Genomic DNA, 24432 nt, shown 5'->3' on the forward strand with positions numbered 1-24432 from the left:
TAAAATACTATTTTTTTACAATTAATTTTTTAATGACAGTTCGGCTTTCAGAATGGATTTTTACGAGATAGATTCCGCTTTGCAGGTTTTCTATATTTATAGTATCCACATCATAACTCTCAATAATTTTTGCACCTAAAAGAGAGTATACTTCTATCCCTGATATAACATAGAGTTTTGAGTTGATATGTACCGTACTGTTTGCAGGATTTGGATAGAGTGTAACCAAATTGTCAAATTCAGGATCATCAATACCCAAATCTACTTCTGATGTTATGGCTTCAATGATTATATCATTATTAATGGCAGTATTGCCTGAAGCATCACTGGCAGCTATGCTGAAAGAATAAGTAGTTTCAGGCATAAGGCCCGGTATAATTACCGTTTTCTGTTCTCCCGATACTCCTGTTGCCGAAACGATATTGCCGTTGTAGGTAATAGTATAGGTAACGGTACCGGAATTATCAGAAGCATTAAGCAGCAATTCTACCGATGACGATGTAACTGCTCCTAATGCTGCAGTAAAGGCCGATGGTGCTTCGGTATCCTCGTCATCACAGTTTTGTCCAACACTATAACTGATATATTTTGTAACTGTCATGCCACCTGCATAAGCAAACTTACAGGCATAAGAAATAGTTGTTCCGGCCACTTGTCCGGTAATTGTTTTAGAAAAAGCCAGTCCCGATGTGTTGTCCATTTGAACTTCCGAGAAAGGCGTTTCCTGCCACAAATAGGCTACAACGCCCACTTTATCAGTATCGAGCATTTCAAAAGTGATAGTAACATCTGTACCGCTTGTTTCAAATGCATATTCATACCCTGTAGAGAATGTTCCCTGTTGTGTTTCGGTATCCGATCCTGCACATTCTGTAGTAGTGTTACCTGTTTCAAGTGTAGTTGCCTGTACCAAAATCGAATTATTTGCAGCATTATTTCCTGCTGCATCACTGGCAGCAATACTGAAAGTATAAGCTGTTGACGGAGTAAGGCTATTTATTACAAGTGATTTTTGTACTCCGGAAATTCCGGTTGTTGAGGTTGTATTTGTACCATAGCTTATGTTATATGTAATTGTACCTGAATCGTCAGTAGCATTAAGCAATAATTCAACTGATGTTGCTGTAACTGTTCCCAATGACGCTGTAAACGCAGTTGGTGCCTGGGTATCGCCTGAGCTTCCATTACAATTTTGGCCAACTATATAAGTCATGTACTGAGTAACCGACATACCGCCTGCATAGGCAAATTTACAGGCATAGGAGATGGTTGTACCGGGAGTAAGCCCTGAAATGGTTTTAGAAAAATTCAAACCGGAAACATTATCCATCTGAACTTCTGAAAATGGCGATTGCTGCCATAAAAAAGCGACAACACCTACTTTATCGGTATCAAGCATTTCAAAGTTAATGATAACATTATTTCCAACTGTTTCAAAAGTTACTTCATATCCTGTAGAAAAGCTTCCCTGTTGTGCAGTATTAGATGTCTCAATGCATTGCATAATGCCTGAAACAACAACTGTAACCGGCTGGGATGTGCTGTGGGCACCACCATTATCAGTTGCTACGGCAGTAATAGTATGTGTTCCAACAGCTGGAGATGTCCAGTTATAGCTATAAGGCTGAGTTGTATCAACTCCCAGGCTCACTGTTCCATCAAAAAACTCAACCTGTGTAACTGTACCGTCGAGGTCACTTGCAGCTGCATTGATGGTAACTGCCGCACCCTGTACATAGGATGCATTATTTTGTGGTGAAGTTATCGAAACTGCCGGACTGGAGTTTCCATTGAGAGAAACAATGATAAGAACATAGTCAGTTGCTGTATATGTACCGTCACTAACCGTTAACTTACATTTATATATACCTTCAGCAAGATTTGAAATATTTGGAGAAGCTACCGTATTGCTTCCAAAAGTAATAACCGACGGGCCATATACCTGTTCCCAACTATAGGTTATTGGCTGGCCGCCGGGGTCATTGCTTGCAGAACCATTTAATGTGGCTGTTGTAGCCGGTAAAACGACGCTAACATTGGCACCTGCATCAGCAATCGGAGGTACATAAGCCAGGGGAGTCGAGTAAGTGAAATTCATAGCGCCAAGATTAAATTCGCCGTTAGATACAGCTAACCTTAGTACATGTTCTCCCTGAGTCAGGGGAAGATTAGTTACCGCTTTATTGGCCCAGGTTCCCCAATTTCCCGTAGTTGCTAAGGTAATGTCTGTACCAATAGTTGTTCCGTCTACTTCAAAGTGAAAAGGACCTCCGCCATTAGTATTACCTGAGGCATATCGAAGCGTAAGATTATACAAGCCGGAAGTTTGCACATTAACAGTATATTCCATCCATTCTCCGGCTGTGATCCATCCTACAGTTGGACCTTCCTGAGTATCCATTGCGGCATCTACATATTCGGATGGCCTGTAGCCACCTTCATTTATATTTGAGGTGTCATTATATGAGATGCCCTGGCCGTTACCACCTTCAAATATATCATAATTTCCAGCCTGGATACTGCCGGGTATTACGAATGGGATACTTAAATAAGGTTTTTGTTCACCTACCTGTATTGAGATAATATTAGTTACATTAAAAGCATTACCTACATATACCTTTGCATACATACTATGCATACCAAGAGTCAAATTACTGGCTGTTATTCCATAAGGGGCTGTGGTATCCTGTCCTAAAGAGGTTGTTCCGTCAAAAAATTCTACTTTGGTTACTCCTGAACCTGTAACAGCAGCAGTAAGGTTTACACTACCATTTGCATAGGCCTGATAAAAGTTTGAAGACAATATACCTGTCGCATTGATGTCTTTACTGGTTACTAACTTATTTGCCGGAACATTTAATGTAAATCCATCTGAAAAGACTACCGCGATGGCCGAATCACCATAATTATGGGCTACATAAGTGATTTCGCCATTCTTTGTAAATGATGCAGCAATCGGATAATTAGCTGTAATGGTTGTGTTTACAGTTCCTAATGCGTTCATGGAATGCAGCCAGTGATATGTTTGGGCATCGGAAATACCAAATTTAAGGCCTCTTTCCGGATAGGAGTCATACAGGTCAATAGCTGCCTGCGGATTAATAAAAGCAAGATATTGCCAGTATACATCGTGCCATAGGTTTGCATTTGCTGTATTGCTCATAATACCTGTATTAGCCGATATTTCATTCCATAGTGACTGAACATAGGTTTTATTATGACCTAAATATAATGAACCCCCGTGAATAGGATACATTTCTATTCCGTATGCGGCAGCAATGTCAGATGTCCAGAATGTTTGGTTATCATAACCATTTCCCCATATCCTTGAGGCAAGGCTAAAGCCATATCCGGGTTTAAAAGTCCTGTTATTTACATCAAACCAATACTCTTCGGTTGCAGTCTGCTCAGTCGTATAAATATATATTCCCAAGTCTCTGATGGTAGTGTTTTCAGTAATGGTACCCCAGTGGATAAGTGAAGATGCAAACTGCATACTTTCGGAGGTTGATTCCTGATCGTTTCCAAAAGGAAAAGTTGCAAAACCATTTGCCCAGCTATGCCCGGCATAGGGACTAAAGTTCCTCAGGTAAGGAAAAAGCGGGTCATTCCTGTCAGGCGATGCAGCATCGCGAATAAGCATGTTTATCATCCCACCCCATTGATTGGCCCATCCTGGCTGGTATTGTTCCAAAAATGCCGCGGCATGAATAAAATAACCCCAATGAAAATGATGGTCATTTATATTATTATCCTGGCCATGGCCGGCAGGATATCCTAAAAGTGTAGACCAGGCAGTGTTGTAGTGAAATATAAAAGCAACTTCTCCGGCTTCAGCTTTAAGCCAGTCTTCAAGCCTTTCCTTGATGGTAGCCACAATTTTATTTCTGGCTGTAGTATCACCCATTTCATCAGCAATGCGTGCAGTTTGTATCAGGCGGTTCATTACCTGGCCTTCATTGTAAGAATCTGTCCATGTTGCCAGACCATCATTTTCTATTTGTGTTATCTTGCTATCCAGTGCAGCAGGGTTAAATCCTGAACTATAATTATCAAGATAGGGCAGAGTAGGTAATATGCCTTTAAATGTGTTTTCTACAGAGAATGTATTTCCATCAAGTGTTTTGAGTTCACCTCTTATAGAACTATAGCTATAAGCAGTTGGCTGTGGAGATCCTGATGCAAGATAACCCCATTGATGTGGCAGTAACCCCTGCAAAACGTTTGCATAACTACCTTCTTTTACATCAGTAGTAACTGTAAATGTTGTAGTTAGTTTAGCCGTATTTTGATTATAATTCCATGCTGCAGTAGTATTTGCAGGGAAAACATAAGCATACTTTTTATACTCGGTAGCTACTGTGGTAATATTTGTATCCGTAGGCGGTATAAAAGCCATAGACCAATAATTTTTACCGTTTAATGTAGAGGTATAAGTTGTTCCGTTTTGTGTCCATGTACTGCCTGCCGGAGCATAAACAGCAAAATCTGCACCCTGATGGGAATTGGTTACAACCAGCATTTCATTGCTTACAGTCACGGTGCCTTCGTTGATTTGCACTTTTGCTACATCAGCCGTGTTTTTGGTAAAATAAAGAAAAGGCATGCCTATACCGGCAGTAGCCTTAAAATTATGTGTGCTGTTTGTCCAGTCCATTGTCACTGTCCAGTCAGAATAATCTGCAACTGTCGCTTGGCTTGCACTTAAACCTGTTACCCCTACTATTATGGGGAGAACATCATCTATAGGCTGGCTGCTTCCGTTGGGGGTAGATGTAGGTACAATATAGCTAACTACAAGTCCTTCATTTACGGTACGTAATGCTAATGGATAGTTAAACAGATTGCTTACATGGTTTTCTTTTAGCAAAGAAGACCACCAGTCATTTGTAGGGACGGGTTTACCTACAGCGTTACCGCTAATTTTTGGTGTGCCTGAGGGAAAAGAGTTTCGTCCTGCTGAATCAGTTCCGGGAAACGTTGTCGTATAGCTTCCGCTTCCTACTGCTGTGATTTGTGCCTTTACCCCGAAAGGAACGAGTGCTAAAATCAGCAGAATAATACTAATAATGGTTTTTTGGTAATTTATTGACATATTTTTTTAGTTTTTGCTAATTTAATATCAATAAATTATTGATTATCAAAATTTGAGTATATAAAAACCATACATAAATCAAATTTTAAAGATACCTGGAAAGATATCGCCTATACTTTACCTATACAACTATTTATTATAGCGACGTTACTTCACTATGAGACTGTGCTACAGGATGTAGTATAATAAAAAAATCCATTCTGTTTATACAGAATGGATTTTCAAAAAACAAACGCTAAATTAATTTATCACAATATCATCAATCTGGATAGTTGTGGTAACCGTTGTTGATCCTGTATATTCAAAAACAAAATAGCCATTACCTGTAAGCGTAGCAGGTATAGTGTATGTGCCTGCAGGAGTAAACGTATTTTGTGAAGCACCATTATCCGGATATATCAAATCAGCAAAACTGTCGGTGATATCTACAAAATTGGCAGTGTTAATTTCGTAGCGAGCCTTGTAGTTTTCTGCGGTAACATAATATACTTTTAGCGCTTCTCCTTTCATATTCCTAATCTCTTTCTTGAAGCTAAATGTATTGGCTGCTGAAAAGTCAACCGGTACAAAGAAATATGATTTTGCATTAGATCCGGGATTTCCGGTACCATTGAAAGCAGTCATTTCTATGTATTTATTACCAGTATTTGTTGGGAATTGTTTTACTAACCAATATTTGTCGCCTGATGTGTGATCATTTACATAATTAGCAAAATTAGTAGTGCTTACAGCATAGCCCTCAAAGTTTTCAGTAAGGCTTCCTGCAAATGAAATCGAAGTTCCTCCAAGTGCAAATTCGTTTTCGTTAGGATCTGATCCAAACCTGTCTTTGGTTAGTTTTATGTCATCTTCTGTCCTTGAAATAAACTGGTAAGTATCCCTATATTTAGTTAATACACCTCTAACAGTGCCCGATTTAGAAGGAACCGTGTGAGAAGCATAAGCAGTAAATTCGCTAGTTCTGAAAATGATAACGTTACCTTCTTTATCCTCCAGATTATAGTTCGTTGCTCCGGTAGCTGCATTGTTCTTATCATAATAAGTATTTCCTTTTCTTGCTGCTGCTTTATCAAACTCAACATCCTGTAACTCGATAAGGGTATTTATGTTCGCATCATTTAAGGCCTGGTCAATTGTCATCTTTCTCACCAAATTGTCTTCCTTCTCTATTTTACATGAAGGAATAACAATTTTTTGGAAATCAGCAGGCGAAAGTCTGCCAACTTCTATTTCATTGTATAAGCCTCCTATTCTTAGCGAGCCGAACTCAATATCTGTATATGTATTTATACTGTCAAGTTTTACAAATACCAGACGTCCCGGTTCCATCTTTCTAAAGATGGATTCTACATCTACGGGTATGCTAAATCCAAACGAACCATCTTTAGTTTGTAGTGATATGGTTTTGAAGAAATTACCCGATACATCACTTGATACTACATAAGCCTCAATAATTCCTCCTACAGGTCCGCTATAAGGCTTGGCAATGTCAACTGCAGGTACTTCCTGTGGTTTTAAATTTGCTGTAAGGTATGTTTCAGCACAATTCAGATTTGGGGTCTTATAATCATCTTCATTAACACAGCTTGCCAGCAATCCCGCTGTCATGATAAGGGCAAGCACTGATTTATTAAAAACTGCTTTCATAATATTTTTTTATAGGTTTATATATAAGTTAACAAAATAGGTGCGGCCGTATCCGTAAAAATATTTGGGACCAAATGCAGGACTGCCGCTTGATACATCCTGATTAAGCTGTCTGTAATTAGCATTTCTCGACTGTTCAAATCCACCTGTTTTGTAGGTTGTGTTGAACAGGTTGTTTATGCTTGCAAAAAAACCAAGAGTACTGTTACCAATTTTCCATGATTTACCACCATTGATATTGAAAAGGAAGAAATCATCAAATTTTTCCTGTTTTAAAAGTTCTCTGGTACGCGAATTTGTAGCTTCGATGAACTGGTGCCCTGTCTCAGGATCTATAAGGAACTGATTTGTTCGTGTTAATGCCGAAACATCGATGTAGTTAGCGCCAAGGTAGTTAGCATTAGCACCTATCCACCAGAATTTTGGATCCCTGTATTCGATTCCTAATGATGCTGCCTGTTGTGGCATGCCCGATTGTTTATAATCTTTTAAGTATGCTTTTCCAAAATCAGTAGTAGCTGTATTAACTACTCCCGGATTAATATCTATTAAGTCAGCTGCCAAAGCATCATTGTTAATTGTAACGTTTGGATTATTTGCATAGATATACTGTCCGTATGATGCAGAGAACATTGCTTTAATAGTAGGAGTGAACTGGTATTCGATACCCAGCTCAAGTCCCATTTGCTGTTTACTGATATCTGTAACAGTTTCGGCAACAAATGCATTTGTATCTGTATCGTCGTCCAGAGATTCTACGATACCTTCAGCAAAGAAGAACGATGTCTCAGTAGCATTGTCTATCCTTGAATAAAAACCGGTTACCCTTGCTTTTAGTTTAGGAGCTCTTATAATATAACTAAGATCACCACTGTAAATGCTTTCGCTCTCAAGTCCGTCTACTATCGAATTGTTCATTCGTGCATTCGGGAAAGTGTTTCTTAATGTAGGTGCTTTTGTCATGTATACACCATTGAAAGATAGCATGTGCCTGCCTGTAAGTTTATATGTAGTTCCTGCTTTGAAACCGAAATTATCTAAACTTACCATGTCACTTTCTCCAAACGAATTGTTGGCATATATACCATTACGATATAATCCTTCTCTCTGATAGTCTGAATGAGAATAATTACCGCCTACATAAAAGTCTGCCTTGTCATAAGTAAATTTTGCTTCGGCAAAAGCATCATAATAGTGTGCAAACAGATTATAGTTATAGCCAAAAGTATCTCCAACACCAACCTGCCTGTTTGGATTATTCAAATCAGACTGTGACTGATCACCACTGTAGAAAGAATCAATATCGCTATACCCGGTTCCTCCAAGAAGATCCAGTAGATTCTGGAAGTTGTGCGACTTTAACCATCTGAATGTTGCACCGCCATTAAAAGTGATATTGTCTGTAAATTGAGAACTGTAGATGCTGTTTGCCGTAAATGTCTTATCATCTGTTCTGTCTTCATATAAAATATATCTGCTGTTAGAAGGCGTATATCCTATTATGTTTCCATTAGCATCGGTAACTGCAGTAGAGTTAGCTTTGTACATACCATCCCAGTCCAATTGAGGATTTGCAATGAAATCTGCTCTGGTTTTATCAGCTGTGGTCTTGTACTGGTCACCTATATATAGACCGCCTACACCACCCGGATGATAAGCTTCTGTAGGAATAGGGGTTGCTGTATTGTTCTCGTTCAAATACATTGAAGAGTAATAGCTCGGAAGGTTTTTGTAATATGAAGGATCCGGGTTAGCTGCATCCTGATAATCAATCCTGCTGTTACCTATTTGTCCAAATTGGTAGGCTACATTCGTTCTCAATGTATTTTTTTCATTGATATTCCAGTAGTGGCTAAGCATAAGGATAGGTTCTTCAACATCTTTATCCCTTGAGTTTCTTTTTTTACCGTTTTGGTACCCCCAGTAAGAATTATATTTTTCACCTACCAGGTTAGTTACTTCCTGAGTGTTTGGTGAGTTCTTTCCACGGCTGTTTTGTGCATATATACTTGTAAAGTTAAGACTGTGTTTATCGCCAAAACGTTTCTCTACACTTGCAAAAAAGGAGTTGGCACCATAATCGGTTCCTTCAAAATATCCTTCATCTGCCCATCGTCTTGATGCAGAAATAACAAATGCAAAGCCGTCTTTATCAAGTCCAGATGCATAGGTAGCCATACCTCTCCAGCTGTAGTTAGTGTTAGTTCCTGAAAAAGATATACGCGTTCCCGGCCTGTAAATAGAAGCTCTGGTACTGATGAACTGAGTTCCAAGTATACCTCCAAAAGTATATTCTGATGGTGCTGATCCCATGGTGAATTCCTGGTTTCTCATAGCATCGTTCAAACCTCCCCAGTTACTCCATTGTGGCCTTCCGTCATAAAGTTTATTCATAACGACACCATTTATCATGGTAGTACCATATTCATTATCAAGACCTCTTATCCTGAAACGGGCTAAACCCCAGTTGAAGGCAGCTGCCTGCTGGTAAGTGTCACGAGACGCCTGTAGTAACCCGGCTGTATTCTCTGAACCACTGTTGTCATCACCAAGGTCATTTTCTGTAATAGTGATAAGACTCAGTTCCTGTTCCGATGTGATGTCAAGTTCAAATGAGATATCGCCAAGATCAACATTTTCTCCTTTTTTAATTTCAAGTTTGAAGGTTTTTTGGGAATAACCAGCACTGCGTATTACAATAATTTGTTTTCCTTCGGCGATATTTTCAAAGATAAATACCCCTTCCTTGTTAGTTGTAATAGTAAGATTTGTGCCTTCAAGCGTAACCGCAATATCCTGTAAAGGCTTATGCGATTTGGAATCGATTACAGTACCTTTTACCTGCGAATTCTGTTGCGCCCAACATGTAAATACCTGCAGAAAAAGTAAAAGGCCAAGTAGTGTTTTTTTCATAGATGTTTTAAAAGTTAATATCCCAATCATTAAGTTAAAAATTTCTTAACGGGCACAAAATTAGATGTTTTAATTATCCTGCATACTTTTGGCGAACGGTTTAAACTAAACTTGATATTTACTTAATATTCGTAAAAATGATTAAAAATTATTTAACCTTAGCTTTCATTATTTCGGCACTTTTTAAGCTACAGGCGCAGGAGAAACAGTTTAAAGTACATACTATTGCTTTCTACAATGTGGAGAACTTTTATGATACGATTAATGACCCGAAGACCAATGATGATGAATGGGTGTACACAGTAAAGAATTTTAAAAAGAAAGTAAATAACCTTGCTAAGGTAATTTCGCTGATTGGTTCCGACGAAAATCCAAATTCGCCCACAGTAATCGGGCTGGCTGAAGTTGAAAACAGAAGGGTACTGGAAGCTCTTGTCAAGGATCCGCAGCTGGCATCAAAAGATTACGGGATTGTACAGTTCGATTCGCCTGACAGGCGTGGTATTGATACAGCACTGCTGTACCAAAAGAAGCATTTTAAACTTACAAGCGCAATAAACATCCCCTTGTATATATATGATGATTTTGCCAAGCCTGAGAGTAAAGATAAAACGGCTCCAAAATCAGACAATGTAGATAATGAAGATAACATTGACTCGGATAAATCTTCTTCAAGGATATATACCAGGGATCAGTTGCTGGTAACCGGGCTTCTGGATGGTGAAGAAGTGAGTTTTATCGTTAACCACTGGCCATCAAGAAGAGGAGGCGAGGCAGCGAGCAGTCATTTGCGAGAGGCAGCAGCGGCACTTAACGTGAAAACGATCGACTCATTATATAAGATCAATCCTGACCTCAAGCTAATAACAATGGGTGACTTAAATGACGGGCCATATAATAAGAGTATTAAAAAAATCTTAGGTGCTAAAGGAAAAAAAGAAGATGTAAAGCCTCATGGAATGTTCAATCCTATGGAACAAATGTCTAAAGAAGGCGTGGGCACATTAGCATATAGGGATGCATGGGATCTTTTTGACCAGATGATAATAACCGAGCCTCTTCTAAGGAAAGATTATTCTTCTTACCGTTACTGGAAAGGCGGTGTATTCAAGAAACCTTACATGCTGCAATCTTCAGGACAGTACAGGGGATATCCTAACCGAAACTGGAATGGAGATATTGGTTACAGTGACCACTTACCGGTATATGTTTATCTTATAAAACAGAAATAAAAAAAAGCCTCAATTATGAGGCTTTTTTTTGTTATCGTATTAAAGAAAAATGCCCTCTGACAGTTTTGTCGTTTAGGTAAATTACAAACCAATAATCGGTTGCGGGTAATGTTTTGCTGTTGAAAGTACCATCCCAACTGCCCGATCCTTTAAATCCGGTAATCACTTTTCCATACCGGTCAAAAATAATTACTTCAGCATCGGGTATAAACGACAAAAAGGGTATCCTCCAAACATCATTAGTACCGTCATTATTAGGCGTAAAGAATCTTGGGTAATCCAATACATAAAACTCGGTAGTCAGTATGCCACAGCCATTTTTATCTCTGATATATGCTTTGTATTTTCCTGCTGCCAGTCCGGTAAACAGATTAGTGGCCTGATAGGTTTTTCCGTCCAGTGAAAATTCATAATCACCAATGCCAACAGCATTTACAGTTACTGAATTTTCTGTCCCTTTAAAATCATCAACAGTAACTGTTGCAGCTGTAGCTGCACCAGAAGGGGTTACTTTAAATGTTTTTGTGCCCTTACAGCCGTTATTGTCTGTTATAGTTACAGAATAGTCTCCTGGTTCACTAACCCTGATATCCTGAGAATATTGCTGCGGATCGGTGTTCCATTCATAAGACGCATAATTGTTTCCTGCATCAAGCCGTATGGTTTTGTTTTCACACAACGTTAGTTGTTCTTCATCAAGGGCATCGCCAAATGAGTAAACAATGAGGTCCAGGGTAGTAATGCCGTAGCAGTCGCTATTGCCAAAGATACGGGCATAAATGGTTTGATTATAAGCTATAGTGTTTGTAAAGCTTTGCGGGCTTGTTATTGGGTTTTTAGCCAGTAAAGCTTCATTTTCAGAAAGATAATACTCAAGCCGTAATCCTGTTGGGATATTTTGAATTATTTCCAGATTTGGATCAATAAGATTAAACTGAGAAAAACCATCGGCTGTTCCTTCGTCACAAACACCAACCGGAGATGTGGGAGCTATTATATTATTTGACGTTAACAGTTTTAAAGTACTAACGCTAAAACAGCTGTATTGTGTCATTACCTGTGCATAGATGGTTTGACCTGCTGCACTGTTTTGAAAAGAAGTGCTATTGTTGATGAGGTTGCTGCTTGTTTGTGCATCGGCCATGTTTAAAAAGTATTGTACGTATAATGAAGAATCATTATTTGTAACCATATCATAAGCAAGATCCAGATTGTACTTTGTAAGGCCATCATTGTCGTCATCGCACTGAATAAGTGTATAGGATGATGTAACCGGAGGTAAGCTTTGTTCGATTAGTATTTTACCCGTTGAGGTACAGGTAGGGCTAAACACGACTGTTACAGTATATTCTCCGGCAGAAGTTACATTGTAAGTAGAAGAGGTTTCACCTTGCAGGATGCCGTCTTTGTACCATTTATAAGCTGTTGCATTGGTTGTAGTTGCATCTAATGTCAGCGTTTCACCACTGCAGATAGGATTGTTCGTAACAAACAGCCTGTCCGAACCCAGATCAGTAACGTTTTTAAAGCTTCCGCCTCCTAAAAAGATTGCTGAATCGTATAGATTGTTTCCCTGATCGGCTACTACTAGTTTTATATGGTACACAGTGCCGGCGGTAACATTTGTTTTTGCCTGTAGCACTACGGTTTGGCCATTAAAATTAGTAGGATGCTCAAAGCCATTAAAGCTGTCAAAATATTCCTCATTATCGGATGGGCAAACTCCCTGGCCGCGAACAGTACTTACTGTTACCGGAGTATCAGTTCCGGGTACTACAGCAAGATTTGTATAAGGCGCTGTACTTGATGCATCTCGTATTAAAAAAGCAAAACCATCAGTATAGTTGCACTGGTTTTGCGAAATAATACTTGTAAGGTACTGCTCTGAAGAAAAAACATAGTCAAAACTGATCCTATCGGTATAAGGGATAAAATCAAATTCTAAGACAGTAGCATTTATAGTCTGGTTTACCCCAAGAGCTATTTGGAGGTCATTATCACCCAGCCATGTGGTCGAGCCTTCGCTTAATAATGAACTATTTGGTCCTGTTGCTGATGCTGCAAATCCCGTACTTAAAACTATGCCATTTGTAAAAGGAAACGCTGGAGAAGAATTGGTGAAATAACCATGACTTTTATTAGCAGCAGATCCCTGTAAGTTGATATTAGTAACCTGTGCACAAGAGTTAGATATGAGAGCATCTACGAGTTGCTGTGCGCTATAAGAATCATTAACCTGTATGTGCTGCTGTGCTGCTGCGTTCCATAAGCTGAGTAATATACATAAAAAAGATAAGCGTTTTTTCATGGTAGCAACCTGTATAAATAAAAAAGAGCATCCCAGGACGGGATGCTCTTAAAAAATAGAAGCCTAATTATTTTTTAATTAATTTTTTTGTAGCTGTTTTACCTTCTTCAGTAATTTTTACAATGTAAAGGCCAGTACTAAGATTTTCAACATTTACAGTTCCGTTGCTTACAGTTGCAGCTACTACTTGTTTTCCAAGCATATCGTATATAGCAACTGCTTTTTCAGCATTGTTAGAGGATGTAATGTTTAGGATGTTTCCTGAAACCGGGTTAGGGAACATTAGAAGGCCTTCAATTGCATTCTCGTCAGTTCCGGCAACTCCATTTTCAATAAGAGATAAATCATCATAATAGATAAAACCACCACTTGCTGTACCCTGGCTGTATGCCCTGATCTGGTATCTTAGTTTAACTGCACCGGCAGGAGCTGTAACTGTCTTAGTTTTATTTACCCATTCAGCACTATCAGTTGAGTAAGTAGCATCATATAAGCTTTGTACATTGTCCGGTAGCTTCTGGTTTTGAGCGTCTAACCATGTAGAGTACAGTCTTGTTCTTGCTTTATTATCGTTATCATAATACCAGTAGCTAACTGTGTAACTTTTTCCAGCCTCAACTGCTATTAAGTTTCCATACTCTAAATATTGTGTAGAACCTTGTTCTTTAGATTGCTGTTTAACCGAGTTACCAGTTCTAACGGTAGTAGTTTCTTTTACAATAAGATCATTATAAAGAACAGTTTCAGCTGTTCCCTGTATTCCAAAGTTCTCAGGATTAGCTGCCGTCCAGTTTTCGAAGTTACCATTAATGATTAGGTTCTCTTGTGCATTTGCAGTTCCTGCTGTTAGGATAAGAGCAGCTGCCATAATGTAAAATTGTTTCATTTCGATTGTTTTTTATTTGGTGTAAAATTATAAAGACACAATTCTTTAAAGCCTAAATAAATATTGCTAAATCGTTAGGTTACGGTTATTTAACACGGGTCTTATTTTTGCTTTGTTAAGTATTTATGAATGAATTATGCTTTTAGTGTTAATTGCTGCTTTTTTGATGGATATTCTAAATAATACAGGCTGCCAATTGGCAGCCTGTATAGATAAAGACTATATGAAACAAACTATTTTTCTCTTACGATCCTTATTGTTTTTTCAATATCTCCGAAGCTTATCTTAACGATATAGACTCCCGATTCCAGATGAGACATATTTACCGTCTCTGTCTGGGCATTCATATTTTTATCCATAACCAGCTGGCCGGTTAATGAGAACACTTTTACATGAGTAATAGCCTCTTCAGATACTATCTGAAGGTTATCGGTAACGGGGTTAGGGAAATACCTGAATGTGAATTTTTCTATTTCATCTTGTCCAAGTGTAACTGTTACCGTTACTGCCAGTACTGATTTACTTTCACATCCCTCTGTAGTCTGGGTTGCATAATACGTTGTATCAGCTATAAGAAGAGTGGTTTCCGGAAGAGAATCTATTCCAGCAATTGCATCTTCTTCAGAAGCATACCACTTAATAGCTTCACCCTCAGTCTCAAGTTCGGCAAGTGTATGGCCTTCACCTTCAAATACCTGTTCTGCATTACCGGTAGGAGCAACAGTTGTATGAATTGTTACAAATACTTCTGTACGCTGGCTTTCACATCCATTTACAGTTTGTGATACATAGTAATTACCTGTAGTCATAACTATTGTATTGTCCAGAGCTATACTATCTGATGGGCCCGTATAGATTTTTAAATCATCACCAGTAACCATTAAAGCAAGGTCGCCGATAGTAGACCCCTCACAGAATGTTTGGTTTTCAGCTATCGGAAGCGCTACTGTTGATAGATCTACCAAAACAAGCGTTCTTGCACTTTCACATTCATTCAGTGTTTGTGAAACATAGTAATTACCAGGTGTAACTACTGTTTCAGGAGAGAATACTGTATCACTAATAAGGTCTGTATACCATTTAAGGTCTGTACCTTCTGCGCTTAGATCTGCGATAGTAGATCCAGGACATACTATAAGGTTTGTTGCCAAAGGAGCCGGAGTCACATTGATAGTAACCGGAACCTGGGCTCTTGCACTTTCACATCCGTTAAGTGTTTGAGAAACATAATAATTTCCTGTAGATAGACTGATGTTTTCTGTTATTTCAGTATCACCGTTCTCTGTAGTATACCATTTAAGATCTGTACCTGTTGCAGTAAGGTCAGCAGCAAAACCTAATTTACATAAGGTAATAGCTGATGCTGTAGGTAGTGGTGTAACTTTTACAAGAACATGAATTTCAGTCTTGTCACTTTCTACGCCGTTTACAGTTTGCGATACATAATAGTTACCGGTCTCTAAGATTGTGTTAGGAGATAGTGTTATTTCGCCTGTACTGATATCATACCATTTCAGCTCAGTACCCTCAGCATCAAGATCAGTAACTGTTGCGCCCGCGCAAAATTCAAGGTCATTCGCTATCGGGGCAGGAGGAGCAGGTTCGATTATAGTAATGGTAACCACGATCTCGGTTCTTGCACTCTCACAATCGTTTAGTGTTTGTGATACAAAATAACTTCCGGAAGTAAGAGTTGTCGTATTACTTAACTGCGAACCACCATTAGCTGCAGAATACCATTTAAGATTTGTCCCTGATGCTGTTAATTCAGCCACTGTAGCATTGTTTATAAAAATCAATGGGCTGCCAGTAGGAGCAGGGGTAACGTTTACCGTTACAGCTACCTGTGTCCTTGTACTTTCACAGTCATTTAGTGTTTGCGATACGAAGTAGTTACCTGTAGTCACTACATCAGTCGAAGCAAGTTGCGAACCACCATTGGCAGCAGCATACCATTTAAGATCTGTACCTGTTGTAGCAGTAAGGTTTGTTACTGTTGCATTGTTACAGAAAGTAAGTGCTGTTGCCGTAGGGGCAGGGGTAACGTTTACCGTTACAGCTACCTGTGTTCTTGTACTTTCACAGTCATTTAGTGTTTGCGATACGAAGTAGTTTCCTGTTGTCACTACATCAGTCGAAGCAAGTTGCGAACCACCATTAGCAGCAGCATACCATTTAAGATCTGTACCTGTTGTAGCAGTAAGGTTTGTTACTGTTGCATTGTTGCAGAAAGTAAGTGCAGTTGCAGTAGGGGCAGGGGTAATGTTTACCGTTACAGCTACCTGTGTCCTTGTACTTTCACAATCATTTAGTGTTTGCGATACGAAGTAGTTTCCTGTAGTCACTACATCAGTCGAAGCAAGTTGCGAACCACCGATAGCAGCAGCATACCATTTAAGTTCTGTACCTGTAGCAGTAAGGTTTGTTACTGTTGTATTGTTACAGAAGGTAAGTGCTGTTGCAGTAGGGGCAGGGGTAATGTTTACCGTTACAGCTACCTGTGTTCTTGTACTTTCACAGTCATTTAGTGTTTGCGATACGAAGTAGTTACCTGTAGTCACTACATCAGTCGAAGCAAGTTGCGAACCACCATTAGCAGCAGCATACCATTTAAGAGCTGTACCTGTAGCAGTAAGGTTTGTTACTGTTGCATTGTTACAGAAAGTAAGTGGCGTTGCAGTAGGAGCAGCAGTAGTATTTATTACAATATCACTTCCGTTATCATTTATGCTTGATGTTAATACAAGTCCCGAAGAAAGATGTATTACACGAACCCTGTAATTACCTGCAACTAATGTTGATGGTAATGTTGCAGCTATGGGGCTTACTGTTGATGATGCACTGATGATATTTGAGAAATCACCAGGAAAAATTCCTGAAGCATCTGAATGCTGAACATAGTATGTTCCTGCAGCGAAAGTACCCTGAGTTGTATATGTCAGACTAATGTTATTGGTAGAACCTGAACAATATGGTCCAAAAGCAACAGCGGTCGTGTTTATTGCCGGAGCAGGATCAACGATTGCAGAAAGAGGTATCTGTAAAGTAGCGGTTCCTCCCGAAATGGTTAGTGTTCCATTATATGTACCTACAGCCTGGCCTGCTGCAAAGCGAACAAATATTTGTGGCATAACCTGGCTAAATGCGCCTCCGGTATAAGCAAAATTAGCAGTACTGCCATAAGCGCCTATGCCCATTGAAATTTCGAATCCTGTAGAAGCAGTAAGCGTAATATTGCCTGCTGCCGGAATAAGATTTATTCCATCAAGTGCTGTAAGCTGAACTGTAGCCGAAGCCCCTTGTCCCTGAACAGCCGTGAAAGATATAGAAGCCGGTGTAGCTGTTATTTGTGGTGTAGGAAGTACTGTAAGCACTTTACCTAAACTTACCGCATTATACATTGCATTTCCGGTATTCGAAGCTGTTATTGTTGTTGTACCTGCACCAACAATGGTTATGGTACCATCCTGTGCAATAGTAGCAACGTTAGTATCAGAACTTGAATAGATTACTGCTAAAGGAGCAGAGTTGGCTACGCTAACGGTAAAAGGTACATCGTTTGCAAATTTACCCGGTAGCGGATCTGGCGTGAATGTAAGGAATTGGTTTTCTTTATTGATAGTATAAACCAACACTTTGTTATCAGCACCATAATAACCTGTTGCTTTTAGGTTAATATTATATATACCTGCCGGTGTAGTACCGTCAAAAGTAATAAGGCCATTAGCATCAACTGTAGCACCTGTCGGTAAGTTTGTTGCACTAAGTGTAATTGCAGGTGTACCTGTTGCAGCTATCTGATACATTTCAGACTCGCCAACATACGAACTTGCTGCTAATGTACTTGTTATTTGTGGTGCAGCAGGAGCAGGAATTACGGCTCCATATACTGACAAGCCATAATCGTTTTGAGTAGGCGAGAAAAAGCCCCATCCTCCTGTTGTAGTACGGCCGCTGGCATAAAATCTGAATTTTACATCAGTATTTGGCTGAACATTCTGTAATGCGGCTACTCCTGTCAAATCAACAGTAAAGGCAGCTTCTCCATTACTATCTGATATTGTAACGCTTGGAGTGCCTATAAGTGTAAAGTTCGTTCCGTCAGTGCTGTAAGCAAACTGATTGGCTATTCCGGGAGATGCTCCAAATGCAACAGTTCCTTTGCAGCTTGCAGCAATGCTCGAAAGCGTTACCTGATATCCATCACCTGATGATACCGTGAATTCAAAATAATCAGTATTTGTAACAGCTATTCCATCATTTTTGAAACCAACAGTTCTAAAAGAGTTAGTTCCTGTAGAAGATATTGCATTGGGTCCGCGTGACAGTGTTCTTGAAGAGTCAAGATTTGCATTTTTGATATTTGCATCTCGTGTTGCCGGACTATTAAAGTTATAGAAAGTCCATCCAAGAAGCATTGAAGGTGTCGAGGTACCTGTAGTAACAATTAGCCACTCGTTGGTTAGATCAATAGTATAATTATCTGCCCATCCACCCGAAAGGTTTATAGGATATGCACCCAGTGGAGATGTAGCGTCGGCAGTTGTAGTTATAGATGGAGCTACAAATCCTGCTGCAGTTGCAGCTGTCTGTCCTCCTTCAAATCCAGCATAAGTAATTGTCAAAGCAGGATTAGCGGCACCTTGTGTTTTCGTTTTGTTATCAGCTTTTGCTGTAAGTGTTTTTTTAATTATTTCACCTGAAAGTCCTTGTGCAGGCTGTGTAAGTGTATAGTTTGCCGCAGATGTTCCCGTAAGATTTAATGTTACCGGAATATTGGTTCCTACATTTGCCGAAGCAAACGAACCAGAGGCATTTACTGAATCACCTGGTAAAACGCCATTCAGTATGGCTCCGTTAATTACAGCACCATTTGTGGTAGCATCATATGTTTTTGGTGCTACTGTAGCAGAAGCAATATCTACTGTTAATCCAAGTGGAGTGATTGATGCCTGATACGTTTGATTAGCTACCGAATAGTTTGAAGCATCTGAACCCTGAAGGGTAAATCCTGCAGTTACATTTTTATTATTGCCAACAGTTGCATTAACAAATGTAGCAGTGGCTACTGTTGGAGCTAATGAAACATCATCACCGGCTATTATTCCTGTTGTAACAAGCTGCGCATTATTTATTACTGCAGTAGTTGTACTGTCGTATACTTTATCAAAAGCCGTTGCAGTTACGCTAAGAGCTTTGGCAGTAATAGTAGCAGAAAGTCCTGTTGGCTGCAGAAGCGTGTAATTTGCAGCATCTGTACCTGTAAGGGTAGCTGCCGAAGTTACTGCTATTGCTATTGGTAAAACATCAGCTGAGGCAAATGTACCTGAACCGTTCAGTGTTACGTTATCACCGTTTGCAATTCCTGCAAGTGTTCCTGCAATTGTTGCATCAGTAGTGCCGTCATAAACTTTATTCAGGGCAGCTGCACTGTTAAGTGTAAGTTGTTTAGGCACTATGTTTCCTGTAAGGGCAGTAGGCTGTGTAAGCTGATAGTTTGCAGCAGCACTTCCGCTCAATGTAAGGTTGTTAACCGTTATGCCATTACCTACAGTTGACTGGATAAAATTACCTCCTGTAGCAGTAATTAATGTTTCATCTCCTGAAACAGCACCAGTTAAAACAACATTTGTAAGCGTTGCTGTAGTTGTTTTGTCATAGATTTTATTAGCAACTGTTGTATTTGTTGTATCTACAGTCAGTGCTTTTCTTGTTATGCTGGCGTTTAAGCCTGTAGGTTGTGTAAGCGTATAATTTAGAGCATCTGCTCCGGTTAGGCTTAGGTTTGCTGTAACCGGCTTAGCAGTTCCCACATTAAAGTTATTAAAAGTACCATTTCCTGTAACGGTTACATCATCGCCTGATACAAGTCCGTTGATCTGAGAAATAGCGATTACAGCATTAGTAGTTTTGTCATATTCCTTATCTGTTGCTGTCGCATTTACAGTAAGAGAAAGCGTTGTAATGTTTGCTGTAAGTCCTGTAGGCTGTGTAAGCACATAGTTAGACGCATCTGTTCCCGAAAGGGTAGCGGTAGAAGTTACTGTTATATTGTTTGACACATTTTCATTAGCAAATGTACCTGTACCGTTTAGAGTAACTGTATCTCCGGTTAGTATTCCATTTAATATACCTGTAATTACAGCATTAGTGTTTGCATCATAAGCTTTATTAGCAGCAGCTGCATTTGTTACTGTAAGAGCAACGGGTAAAATGTTTCCTGTAACAGTTGGCTGAGAAAGTCTATATTTTGCAATGTCTGTACCTGTAATGCTATATTGAGCAGTAACGGGAATGTTATTACCTGCATTATCAGAAGTAAATGTAGCAGCAGATACCAGGGTAACATTATCACTGTTTATTACACCCGATAAAGTACCACTTGCAACAGCAGTTGTTGTCTGGTTGTAAACCTTATCTGCTATTGAAGCATTAGAAATAGTAAGTGTTTTGGTATCAACAATCAACTGTTGCTGTACAGCAGGAGCAGGGTTATAACTGCTGTCGCCTGACTGGTTGGCTGTAATTGTAGTTGTACCCGGATTTAATATGGTTACAGTAGTACCATTTACTGTAGCTACTGAAGTATTTGAACTTGAGTATGTAACAGTTAATCCTGATGTAGCTGTAGCAGTAAAATTAAAATCAGCATCACCGTATGTAGCATTAGCTAATGCGGCAAAATCAATTGTCTGGTTTTGAAGCGAGATACTGGTTATGTTAGCTGTAAGATTCTGTGGCTGCTGTAGGCTATAATTAGTTGCAGCAGTACCGGTTAAACTATAACCTGAAACGGTTACGGGTATTGCCGGGCCTACGTTAGGATCTGTAAAAGCTGCGGTAGCAAGAGCAGCATCTAAAGTCACATTATCAGTGTTTACTATACCTACAAGTCCAGGTGTACCTGTAATTGTTGCGGCAGTAGTACCGTCATAAGTTTTATTGCTTATCTGTATGCCGTTAATAGTAAGTTCTTTTGCAGTAATTGCGGCAGTTACACCAGTTGGCTGAGTAAGTATATACCTGCCGGCCTGTGCGCCTGTAAGCTGATAAGTAATAGCTACTGCTTTATTATAAGCTACAAGAGGATCGCTAAAAGAAGCGGTATATGTTCCTAAGGTAACATCATCCGATCCTACGATTTCCGATGCGGTAAGTGCTGCTCCGCTAAGAGTTGCATCCGTATCTCCATCATATATCTTATTATTTGCTGTCAGACCTGTTATGGTAATAGCTTTCGCATCAACAGTTAATGTGCGTATTACATTTGCGGCAGCATTATAATTTGCATCCCCAGCCTGAGAGGCTGTAATGTTTGTTGTTCCTGTCCCTGTAATTGTAACAGTATTTCCTGATACTGTCGCAACTGCCGGATTAGAACTTGTATACGTTACAGGTTCGGCCGAAGCACCACCAGTAGCTGTAAGGCTAAAATCGGCATCGCCATATATTTTAGTTAAACTGGTAAATGTAATAGTTTGTGTTGCTTTGGCTACAGTAAGTATACGGCCAAGGCTTGTTGCATTATAATTAGCATCACCATCTTGTGATGCTGTAATGGTTGAAGTTCCGGCACCAACTATGGTAACCGTGTCACCTATTACTGTTGCTACGTTAGTGTTAGAGCTTGTGTAAGTAACCGGTTGTCCCGATGCTCCACCTGTCGCAGTTAGTGTAAAATCGGCATCGCCATATACTTTAGACATAGTATTAAAGTTGGCTATTGTCTGGTTTGCTTTTGTAACAGTTAACTGACGTGTTACATCTGAAGCGGGATTGTAATTTGAATTTCCTGCCTGAGAAGCTGTTATGTCTGCTGTACCAATGCCCACAATTGTCACAACATTTCCTGTAATTGTTGCAACAGCAGGATTTGAGCTTACATAGGTAACTGCCTGTCCCGAACCTCCGCCTGTAGCTGTAAGGTTAAAATCGGCATCTCCATATGCTCTGGTTAGATCAGTAAAATTCGTGATGGATTGGTTTGCCGGATTAACAGTCAATGATACGTCATGTGGTGTTGCGTTACCCTGACTATTTGACGCTGATAATATAATGTCATAAGTACCCGTTGCTACTGTAGCAGCAACATCTATTTGCTTATTAGCAGCATCTAATGTTATTCCTGCCGGAAGTGTAGTTGAAGAATTATATGTTGCCGAAACCGTTGGGGCAGGCGAGCCTGTTAATGTGTAAGTATAGCTCCCTGCTGTCCCATAAGTAAAAGTCCCTGTCCCGGTTCCTCCCAAAACAGGTGCTGATGGACCAGTAACTGTAACACTAACATTTAAGGTTTTCATGTGGGAGTAACCGCCTCCTGAACCTCCGCGTACTATATTTATTGTTGCTGTACTACCTGAATTTACAGTTTTATTAGCGGTTGCCGGGATTATATTTGGTACAGTCGTGCCGCCACCGCAGCTGCTGGTTGAAGGTATGGTTACCGAATTACCATTAACAGTCCCATTATTTACTAACTGAAAATTAAAGTCAGGTCTTCCCGCTGAGCTTCGTACTGCAGTTCCGGTAATGCTATTTATTGTAAAGCTATATCCGGTTTGTGCTGTTAGCGTCATCTGGATGCTAGCATTGGGATTTGCAGTTGTACTACAGCTACTGGTTTCGCCATTATAAGAAACTGTAACTCCTGTTATATTGTTTTGGGTCACGCCCAGTCCTCTGTTTATTGTAGAAGTTGTTTGCCCCCACGCCGTGACTGCGGGAAGGAATAAGAGTAAAATAATTAATTTCTGTAAGATTTTTGGATGTAATAATTTCACCATGTGTAGTTTTTAAATTAGCAATAGTTATTTTTAATGTTGATTTTCAGCAGGATACAAATTTGGTATTCACATGTTAATTAGGGGTGTTGTTTCTGTCAACTGTCTGTTACCCTTCTGTTACCTGTATTAAAAAATAATAACCCTACGGTAAACCGTAGGGTTAAGGGACAAAAAAACTATTTCGAAAAAATCTAACTATACTTATTTATTGCTTTATGATGGTGAAAAATTTATTTGCAGACTGATTGCCTGCTTTTATATAATATATGCCGTTTGCATTATTGGTAAGATCAATGGTTTGCTCACTTACAGTAACATTTACCTGTTGCCCCAGATTGTTGTATACTGAATATGTAATCTCTTCCTGAGAGTTTGCATATACTAATCCTGAAGTCACAGTAGGGTAGAGCACGAAGTTCGCTAAAGCTAACTCAGGTGTGGTAAGAGTTCCCCATGTGTCTTCGGCAGGCGGGCCACTCCATATACGGGTTGCCAAATATGGATTATCAATAAACGGATTACGGTTACCCTGCATGTTTTGAAGTACTGTATTTCGGTTCATTTCATATTGGCTTACAGGATCTTCTTCATTCCATTCCAGAAAAATATTTGGCATATCAGTGCTATAAGTAGCACTACCCGAACCTACAACTATAGCCTGACATTGTGTAGGGTATCTAAGATACATGTACATCATCATTCTTGCTACATCACCTTTCCATTCATCTCCGGGATAAAAATAACCACTTGATAATGCCGCAGAATTGCCTTCTCCGTCGGCAAATCTGTTGTTGCCCCTGCTATTATTCATGCTATTATCAATGGCACGTAAATGGTGTGCATCCGATCCCGAACCTTCAAATTCCAGGTTAGGATTTCCAAGAGAGCGCGGAAAAACATGCTCTCTTACCCAAAGCCCCTCACAACTGCTGGTATGGCAGCTTAAGTCTTTATCTCTGGTTCTGTCATTACTATTGTTTGTATCAGTATCGTTATAACCATAAATAAGGAAAACATTCTCTGTATTTTCAGGGTCAAGGTCTGCTTGTTTTAATGCATTCCATACTTCCGGCGTATATACCAGGTCGTTAACGTGTGTTGTAGTTATTAATGTTGAAAGCTGATTTTTTAAGTTATTGCCTGTTTTTGTAAAATCGATTGAATTGTAATATGCAGGTATTTGTGCTATACAACAAAAGGGTAATAATAAGGCAATTAAAAATTTAGTCATTATGTATGTGTGATATTTATAGTTTTAGAGATTATCTCTTAATGGCAAAATGCGATTTAAACTCACGTGTTACGGTTGTTGTTCCGTCGAATTCAGGGTAGGTAACGGTGAACCAGTAGTCATCGGCAGGTACCGCACGGCTATTGAAGGTTCCGTCCCAGCCCTCACTGTCCGGGCTGATCTGCTTGATCAGCTTGCCGTAACGGTCAAAGATATAGATCACTGAACCCGTATTCTGAAGCCCGATGATGTTCCACGTGTCGTGGAAGCCATCACCGTTAGGGGTGAAGAAGTTCGGGTAGTCTACAATGCTCGCATCGGTAATCACAAGCTCATC

Annotated in this window: 9 protein-coding genes; 1 reads left to right on the forward strand and 8 read right to left on the reverse strand. The window is 39.6% G+C overall.

What is annotated here, in order from left to right; all coding sequences use genetic code 11:
- Positions 1–7 precede the first annotated feature (7 nt).
- The 3 genes from ACX0HA_RS14635 to ACX0HA_RS14645 all read right to left on the reverse strand — a co-directional run bounded on the left by ACX0HA_RS14635 (position 8) and on the right by ACX0HA_RS14645 (position 9655).
- Entirely contained in the window at positions 8–5095 is a 5088-nt protein-coding gene (locus tag ACX0HA_RS14635; RefSeq protein ID WP_458846045.1) for a glycosyl hydrolase, read from the reverse strand.
- Between the two features lie 240 nt (positions 5096–5335).
- Positions 5336–6742, reverse strand: a complete 1407-nt coding sequence (locus ACX0HA_RS14640; protein ID WP_458846046.1) for a DUF5689 domain-containing protein — start codon at positions 6740–6742, stop codon at positions 5336–5338.
- Positions 6743–6751: 9 nt separating this feature from the next.
- On the reverse strand, positions 6752–9655 hold the full coding sequence (locus tag ACX0HA_RS14645) for a carboxypeptidase-like regulatory domain-containing protein (RefSeq protein ID WP_458846047.1): 2904 nt from the start codon (positions 9653–9655) through the stop codon (positions 6752–6754).
- A gap of 137 nt (positions 9656–9792) precedes the next feature.
- On the opposite strand from ACX0HA_RS14645, the gene ACX0HA_RS14650 reads away from it, so the two are divergent.
- The gene (locus ACX0HA_RS14650) at positions 9793–10887 is read left to right on the forward strand and encodes an endonuclease/exonuclease/phosphatase family protein (protein ID WP_458846048.1); all 1095 of its coding nucleotides are present in this window, start codon (positions 9793–9795) and stop codon (positions 10885–10887) included.
- Between the two features lie 31 nt (positions 10888–10918).
- Here ACX0HA_RS14650 and ACX0HA_RS14655 read toward each other — a convergent pair whose 3' ends face one another.
- The 5 genes from ACX0HA_RS14655 to ACX0HA_RS14675 all read right to left on the reverse strand — a co-directional run.
- The gene (locus ACX0HA_RS14655) at positions 10919–13195 is read right to left on the reverse strand and encodes a choice-of-anchor L domain-containing protein (protein WP_458846049.1); all 2277 of its coding nucleotides are present in this window, start codon (positions 13193–13195) and stop codon (positions 10919–10921) included.
- A gap of 67 nt (positions 13196–13262) precedes the next feature.
- Positions 13263–14081 carry a T9SS type A sorting domain-containing protein gene (locus ACX0HA_RS14660; protein ID WP_458846050.1) on the reverse strand — a complete coding sequence of 273 codons (819 nt, stop codon included), beginning with the start codon at positions 14079–14081 and terminating at the stop codon, positions 13263–13265.
- A 233-nt stretch (positions 14082–14314) separates the two neighbouring features.
- Positions 14315–22864 (reverse strand): YDG domain-containing protein, encoded by an 8550-nt coding sequence (locus ACX0HA_RS14665; protein ID WP_458846051.1) that lies wholly within the window; start codon positions 22862–22864, stop codon positions 14315–14317.
- Positions 22865–23069: 205 nt separating this feature from the next.
- Positions 23070–24095, reverse strand: coding sequence for an endonuclease (locus ACX0HA_RS14670; protein ID WP_458846052.1), 1026 nt, complete (start codon positions 24093–24095; stop codon positions 23070–23072).
- Positions 24096–24126: 31 nt separating this feature from the next.
- A partial coding sequence (locus ACX0HA_RS14675; protein WP_458846053.1) for a T9SS type B sorting domain-containing protein occupies positions 24127–24432 on the reverse strand: 306 nt, incomplete at its 5' end.

The organism is Flavobacterium hauense, from assembly GCF_054457175.1.